At 71.1% G+C, this 6344-nt stretch carries 7 protein-coding genes; 3 read left to right on the forward strand and 4 right to left on the reverse strand.

Annotation, left to right across the window (positions count from 1 at the left end; all coding sequences use genetic code 11):
* Positions 1-144: 144 nt before the first annotated feature.
* Positions 145-1206, forward strand: coding sequence for a M48 family metallopeptidase (locus ABZS54_RS41600; RefSeq protein ID WP_355548226.1), 1062 nt, complete (start codon positions 145-147; stop codon positions 1204-1206).
* 7 nt (positions 1207-1213) lie between these two features.
* On the opposite strand, the gene ABZS54_RS41605 is transcribed toward ABZS54_RS41600, so the two are convergent.
* On the reverse strand, positions 1214-2263 hold the full coding sequence (locus tag ABZS54_RS41605) for a hypothetical protein (RefSeq protein WP_355548229.1): 1050 nt from the start codon (positions 2261-2263) through the stop codon (positions 1214-1216).
* Positions 2264-2651: 388 nt separating this feature from the next.
* Here ABZS54_RS41605 and ABZS54_RS41610 point away from each other — a divergent pair, with 388 nt between their 5' ends.
* On the forward strand, positions 2652-2804 hold the full coding sequence (locus tag ABZS54_RS41610) for a hypothetical protein (protein ID WP_355548231.1): 153 nt from the start codon (positions 2652-2654) through the stop codon (positions 2802-2804).
* 126 nt (positions 2805-2930) lie between these two features.
* Here ABZS54_RS41610 and ABZS54_RS41615 read toward each other — a convergent pair whose 3' ends face one another.
* From ABZS54_RS41615 to ABZS54_RS41625, 3 genes are all read right to left on the reverse strand, one after another.
* On the reverse strand, positions 2931-3515 hold the full coding sequence (locus ABZS54_RS41615) for a transglutaminase domain-containing protein (RefSeq protein WP_355548234.1): 585 nt from the start codon (positions 3513-3515) through the stop codon (positions 2931-2933).
* Between the two features lie 297 nt (positions 3516-3812).
* Positions 3813-4478: a hypothetical protein gene (locus ABZS54_RS41620; RefSeq protein ID WP_355548236.1), complete on the reverse strand. Its 666-nt coding sequence runs from the start codon at positions 4476-4478 to the stop codon at positions 3813-3815.
* 104 nt (positions 4479-4582) lie between these two features.
* Complete coding sequence (locus ABZS54_RS41625) at positions 4583-5845, reverse strand: glutamate-5-semialdehyde dehydrogenase (RefSeq protein ID WP_355548239.1); 1263 nt, start codon at positions 5843-5845, stop codon at positions 4583-4585.
* 127 nt (positions 5846-5972) lie between these two features.
* On the opposite strand from ABZS54_RS41625, the gene ABZS54_RS41630 reads away from it, so the two are divergent.
* On the forward strand, positions 5973-6344 hold a 372-nt coding region (locus ABZS54_RS41630), incomplete at its 3' end, for an AMP-binding protein (RefSeq protein WP_355548241.1).

Below are 6344 nucleotides of genomic sequence, written 5' to 3' on the forward strand. Positions count from 1 at the left end.
GAAGTCACGAGCGAGGGGCCGCTTTTTCTTGGAGGAGCGAAGCGGGGGAAAGAAAAAGTGGTGCCTCGCGAGCCGGCGACGAAGTCGCCCAACAAGGAACGCGCCTACTGTGGGGGCAGATTGGTCGAGGCAAGGGGGCACAGCATGCCGGACGACAAGACGATCGGGACCTTCGAGGGGCGCAGGCGCTTCCCCGGGATCTCCTCCCGGGCGTACGAACATCCCGCCGACCGCGCCGCACTGGTGGCGATGCGCCGCCTCGGCGGGTTCGACACGGTACTCAAGCAGATGTCGGGCATGGTGTCCGAACGAGCCATCCGGCTCGCCTTCCTCGCGGGCTCGGTGCGCGCGGGTGAACAGCAGTTCCGCCGGTTGCACGAGATGGTGCGCGAGTCCGCGTACATCCTGGATCTGCCCACCGTGCCCGAGTTGTACGTCAGCATGGACCCGCAGCCGAACGCGATGGCGATCGGCATGGACAAACCATTCATCGTGGTCACCTCGGGCCTGGTCGAGTTGCTCGACGACGACGAGATGCGCACGGTGATCGGGCACGAGACCGGGCACATCCTGTCCGGGCACGCGGTCTACCGCACGATGTTGCTGATCCTGACCCGGTTCGCCTCCGCGCTGTCCGGGATCCCGCTCGGTTCGCTGGGCGTGCATGCGATCATCACCGCGCTCCAGGAGTGGTTCCGCAAGTCCGAACTGTCCTGCGACCGCGCGGGCCTGCTGATCGGGCAGGACCCCGAGGTGTCGATGCGCGCGCTGATGAAGGTGGCGGGCGGCTCCCAGTTGCACGAGATGAGCACGGACGCGTTCCTGGAGCAGGCCGCCGAGTACGAGGGCGCCGGCGATCTGCGCGACAGCGTGCTCAAGTTGATGAATCTGCTCGGGCGTTCGCACCCGTTCCCGGTGGTTCGGGTGGCCGAACTGCGCAAGTGGGCGGACGGCGGGGAGTACGCGCGGCTCATCGCGGGCGAGTACCCGCGCCGCGAGGACGACCCGAACGCGTCGGTGCGCGAGGAGGCCAAGGCATCGGCGAACGCCTACCGCGAATCGGTACGCACCACCACCGACCCGCTGTTCGGGCTGCTCCGCGATCTCGCCGACGGCGCGGCGGACGCGGGCGGCAAGCTCCGCGACAAGTTCGCCGGGCGCCGCGACGAACCGGGGGCGACCTCGACCAACAACGGCGGCTCCTGACCGGTCGTCAGGGCAGGCCCGCCAACCGGGCACACGTGCCCGTCGGGGCCGAGCGGAACGGGTCCACCTGCTCGGCCACCGGCGGCGCGTCGCTCGGCGCCGGGCCGGTGAAAGCCGGCCGGAACCAGGTCGAGGAGTCCGCGTCGCACGCCTGCGGCCCGGCCACGGTCAGGATCCGGCGGACCCGGAGCAGGCCGTCGTGCAGCATCGCCGGGTCCAGGTGGAAGTCCCACACCCGGTGCAGCACGAATCGGGTCCAGCCCGGCCCACCGACCTGGGCGACCGCGTACACGAACACCACGTCGGCGCTGACCACGAGGTCCGCGCGGGCACGCTCGGCGACCCCGAGCGTGCCCGCGACCTTGATCGGCACGTCCAGGACCTTGACCGCGGCCGGATCGAATCGGGTGATCCACCCGGTGGGCGCCGACATGTCGTCGTCGCGTGGAGCGATCAGCGCCGCATCGAGTTGATCGCGCTGCTCCGATCGCAACAGCGGCAGCGCGGCCCACGGCCGGCCGCCCGCGAGCACGGCCGGGTCGAGTTGGGTGCCGACCACGAACTCGCGTACCAGATCCAGGGCTTGGCCGACCTGGGCGGCCGAGAAGTGTGCCGTCGCGCGGCGCTCGCCCACGACGATCCCGGCGGCGCCCTGCGCCCAGCCGGCGGCCGGGCCGCCCTCCATCGGATCGGCGGGCAGCGCACCCGTCGCATAGCCCACCGGCGGTTGCAGCGAGACCCGGTGCAGCACCGCCGGGCCGATCTCCAGGCGCGGGCCGGGCGCGGCGGCCCGCCGCGCGCCCAGATAGCTCGCACCGCTGATCACCAACGCCACGAGCAGCATGCCCAGCGCGCCGCGCAGCGTGCGCACCCGCACACCGAACACCCGACGCTGCCGGTGCGGAAGCTTGCCCCCGTGCAGCCGTTCCCGCGCCGACGGCTCGTGCAGGCCCGCCGCGCGCACGAAGGTCGCGTCGAATACGACGGCGCTGAACTCGTCCTCGCCGTCGGGCCCACCCCGGTTCGGGCCTTCGGGGGGCACTCCCCGTCCGGACATACACCCAGCTTAGTGGTCCGTTCCGGAAGTCCTTCGGGGGTTGATCAGGCTGCCAGGGCGACGGAGGATTCTTGGTGTCGGTCGGCGGGTGTGTGCCGGTCGAGTCGGGCCAGCAGATCGACCAGATCGGAGGTGGTGAACCTCCACTGGAACGGCTGTGCCGTGGCGTTGTAGCGGTCTTCGAATGCTCGGAGCCGGTCCGCGACCTGGGTCAGGTCGGTGAAGTCGTTGGGTGAGACGACCTTTCGCCCAACCGATCTCGACGTCGTCCGTGAGTCCTATGACCAGGTGGCCGACAACTACGCCCCATGGTGGTGACGACGGGCATGGGTGACATCCGTCGCCATCCCTGGCTCAAGGCGTCGATCGACGCCTTCGCCGACACCGTGTGCCCGTTCGTTGGACCACGTACATGTGGCGGCCGGAGCAGCTCGTGGACCTGATCGAGCAGGCCGGACTGCACCCGGTCGCCGAACTCCGGCTCCCCGCGGATGAGCAGGCCGGGCCGGGCGTGGTCGTCATGGCCAAGCGCCCCGCCTGAGGACCCCAGGCCCTGGAGGCGGCACGCTCTGGACTGCGCCTGCGCCCTCTACTTCCCAGCCCCCGACATCTGACCAGCCCCACACGCGGGACCCGTTCTGCTTGGGCAGTCTGGTGACCTTAGGGTTCAATCGCCGCTGACGGGCAGATCGCTCGGGAGGTAGTAGCCGTAGCCGACGCGGCCCGCCACCGCCTGGCCGAGGGCCTCGACGAGTGGGGCCGGCGGTGCGGCGAAGACCACGGGGTAGTCGCGCTCGCCCAACTCCGGCCTGACCGGCCAGGCCAGCCGCTCCCGCTCCAGGTCGTACTGTGCATCCACGCCCTCGCGGTTGCCCCGGGCGTCCAGGCGGGCCCAACGGCCGTCCAGGTGCACGGCGTTGAGGGCGTGCAGCACGAAGCCGCCCGCATCGTCGTCGAGCCGCTGGTAGCACAGGCCGGTCGGCACGCCCCGGGCCCGCAGCAGCGCGGCCAACAGGTGGGCCTTGCCGTGGCAGATCGCATTGCGCGCGGCCAGCACCTCGGAGGCCCGGTACGCTCCGCTGTACGTGCCCACGTCGGCGGAGTGCGACACCTGGTCGCGGACGTAGCGGAAGGTCTCCTCGGGGCCGGCCAGATCGGCGGCCAGCCGCCGCAGTTCCGGGTGCTGATGGTCGATCACGTCGTCCGCCACGAGGTAGTCGGCGAGGCCTTCGGTCTCCGGTTGCAGCATCATGGCGCCCACCCTGCTGCCCGCAGCGGGTTCGGCGTGCGGAATTCCATCCTACGGACAGGGCCTGACTGATCGTTCAGGACGAGGCTCGCAGGCAGAATCACTACGGCGAGCCGATGGCGCGAACCTGGAGGTCTCCGGACGAGCTCCCGCAACGGACGCTTCCTGAGCCGAAGTCCATCTCGTGGCAGATTCACACGACGTCGCCTCCGGAGTCAACCCCCGAAGGACCTCCGGAGGCGACCACTTAGGTCGCCCGCGAGCGGGTGGATACGCACCCGGGCAAGGGGTTGCGCCCGGTCAGCCGGGCCCCGAACGGGCCGATTCGGGCAGCGACGGAACCGGCACGGACCTGTCCGTCGAACCCGAGTCCCCGGGCGGGACGGTTATTCGCACCTGGGACGTGTCCTGTCCGGGAAGCGGCGCGAACACCGGGTTGTTGTCGGTCGTCGCGCTCCGCCCCGAGTCCACCGAGGGCTGCCGAGGCGTGGTGGGTCCCTGGGAGGATCCGCTGCGGTAGAACGCGGTCACCGCTATCGCCACCACGCCGACGCCCATCAGCAGCGCCAGGACCCAGGCCACCCCGCGCCGCCAGCGCGTGGACCGCGCGGACCGGGTCCACGGCTCGCTCGCGAACCAGGTGGGCACGTCCGCCGACAACAACCTGTGGTCGTGACCGGGTCCGGTCCGGGCCCGCCACGGGTCCTCGCCGTCCGCCGGATACGTCCCGTCGTCGAACCAGTCGGAACGATCGGCCTGTTCGGCCTTCTTGTCGGTCCGCTCGGGCGCGGCCGGTGTGGGCGTCGGCGCAGGATCGATCGACGCACCACGCTCGTTCGCCGAGGGCTCGTGCACGCGGGCGGCGCGCACGAACGACTCGTCGAAAACGACGGAGGAGAGCTCATCCTCCGAGAACTCGGGAAAGTCTGGGCCGTCCGGGAACTCTGGCCCTGGTGATTCGGGCACTCCTAGACAGTATTACCGCAGGCGCCCGGATGGGTACCGATTCCTCGCACCGGTCGAGCGCCCGAGCACGATGGGGGCCGATCCCAGGCCCGCGGAGCCCGGGATCAGGAACGCACGTGACCGTCACCGGTGACCACGTACTTCGTGCTGGTCAGCTCGGGCAGACCCATCGGCCCGCGCGCGTGCAGCTTCTGCGTGGAGATGCCGATCTCCGCGCCGAAGCCGAACTGGCCGCCGTCGGTGAACCGGGTCGACGCGTTGACCATGACGGCGGTCGAGTCCACCAGGCTGACGAACTCGCGGGCCGCGGCCTGCGACGTGGTCACGATCGCCTCGGTGTGGCCGGAGCTGTGCCGACGGATGTGCGCGACCGCGTCGTGCAGCGAGGGCACCACGGCGGCGGCGATGTCGTAGGAGAGGTACTCGGTGTCCCAGTCGGCGTCCGTGGCGGGCACCACGTCGGCCGAGAACGCCTGCACGGCGGCGTCGCCGTGCACGGTGACGCCCGCGTCCTTCAGGGCGGCCAGCGCGAGCGGCACGAAGGCGTCCGCCACGTCCCGGTGCACCAGCAGCGTCTCGGCCGAGTTGCACACGCTGACCCGATGCGCCTTGGAGTTGACCAGGATGTTCACCGCCATCTCCAGGTCGGTCCGCGCATCGACGTAGACGTGGCAGTTGCCGACGCCGGTCTCGATCACCGGCACCGTCGAGCCCTCGACCACGGTACGGATCAGGCCGGCACCGCCGCGCGGGATCAGCACGTCCACCAGGCCGCGCGCGGTCATCAGCTCCTTCACCGAGTCGTGCGTCTCGCCCGGCACCAGCTGGATCGCGTCGGCGGGCAGGCCGGCCGCGAGGATCGCGTCGCGCATCACCGCGACGATCGCGGTGTTCGAGCGGTAGGCGGACGAGGAACCGCGCAGCAGCACCGCGTTGCCCGACTTCAGGCACAGCGCGGCGCCGTCCACCGTGACGTTGGGACGGGCCTCGTAGATGATCCCGACCACGCCGAGGGGCACCCGCACCTGGCGCAGTTCCAGGCCGTTGGGCAGCGTCGAGCCGCGCAACACCTCGCCGACCGGGTCCGGCAGGCCGACCACGTCGCGCACGTCCGAGGCGATCGCGGCGATCCGCTCGTCGGTCAGGGTCAGCCGGTCGATCATCGCCTCGCCGGTGCCGTTGGCGCGGGCCCGCTCGACGTCCTCGGTGTTGGCGACCACGATCTCGGCGGAACGGGCCACCAGCGCGTCGGCGAGCGCGAGCAGCGCGTCGTCCTTGGCTCGGCGGGTCAGTGGCGCGAGGACGGCGGCGGCCTCCCGGGCGCGACGGGCGGTGTCGAGGACTGCGGAGGCTTCGCTGCTGGTCATGGGAGCAAGCCTACCTACGCGCATTGGTGATCAACATGAGGATTTCAGCGGTCGAGACGCTTCCGCCCGGCGGCCGTGCCGGACACAATGACGCCTCAATGTGCTGCACAGAGGCAAGGAGCCATCCGTGACCGCTGTACAGGCCCGCCGGCACGGCGTCGCCGACCTGCTCGCGCGCACCGCCGCCCGGCTGCCGAACCGGCTCGCGATCGTGGCCGGCGAGCTGCGGCAGACCTTCGCCGAGTTCGACGACGCGGTCTCGGCCGCGGCCGGCGCGCTCGCCGCGCGCGGCATCGGCAAGGGCGACCGGGTCGTGTTGCTCTCCCGCAATTCGCACGGCTTCGCGGTGGCCTATTTCGCGCTGGCCCGGCTCGGCGCGATCTCCGTCCCGGTCAACTTCATGCTCACCGCGCCCGAGGTGGGCTACGTCCTGGAGCACGCGGGCGCCCGCGCCGTCCTGGCCGGTCCCGAGCTGACCGACACCGCCGACGCCGCGCTG

The sequence above is a fragment of the Embleya sp. NPDC005575 genome (assembly GCF_040605455.1).
Classification (GTDB): Bacteria; Actinomycetota; Actinomycetes; order Streptomycetales; family Streptomycetaceae; genus Embleya.

Coding starts and splice junctions, on each gene's coding strand:
- ABZS54_RS41600 (WP_355548226.1), top strand. CDS start 145: ATGCCGGACGACAAGACGATCGGGACCTTCGAGGGGCGCAGGCGCTTC.
- ABZS54_RS41605 (WP_355548229.1), bottom strand. CDS start 2,263: ATGTCCGGACGGGGAGTGCCCCCCGAAGGCCCGAACCGGGGTGGGCCC.
- ABZS54_RS41615 (WP_355548234.1), bottom strand. CDS start 3,515: ATGATGCTGCAACCGGAGACCGAAGGCCTCGCCGACTACCTCGTGGCG.
- ABZS54_RS41625 (WP_355548239.1), bottom strand. CDS start 5,845: ATGACCAGCAGCGAAGCCTCCGCAGTCCTCGACACCGCCCGTCGCGCC.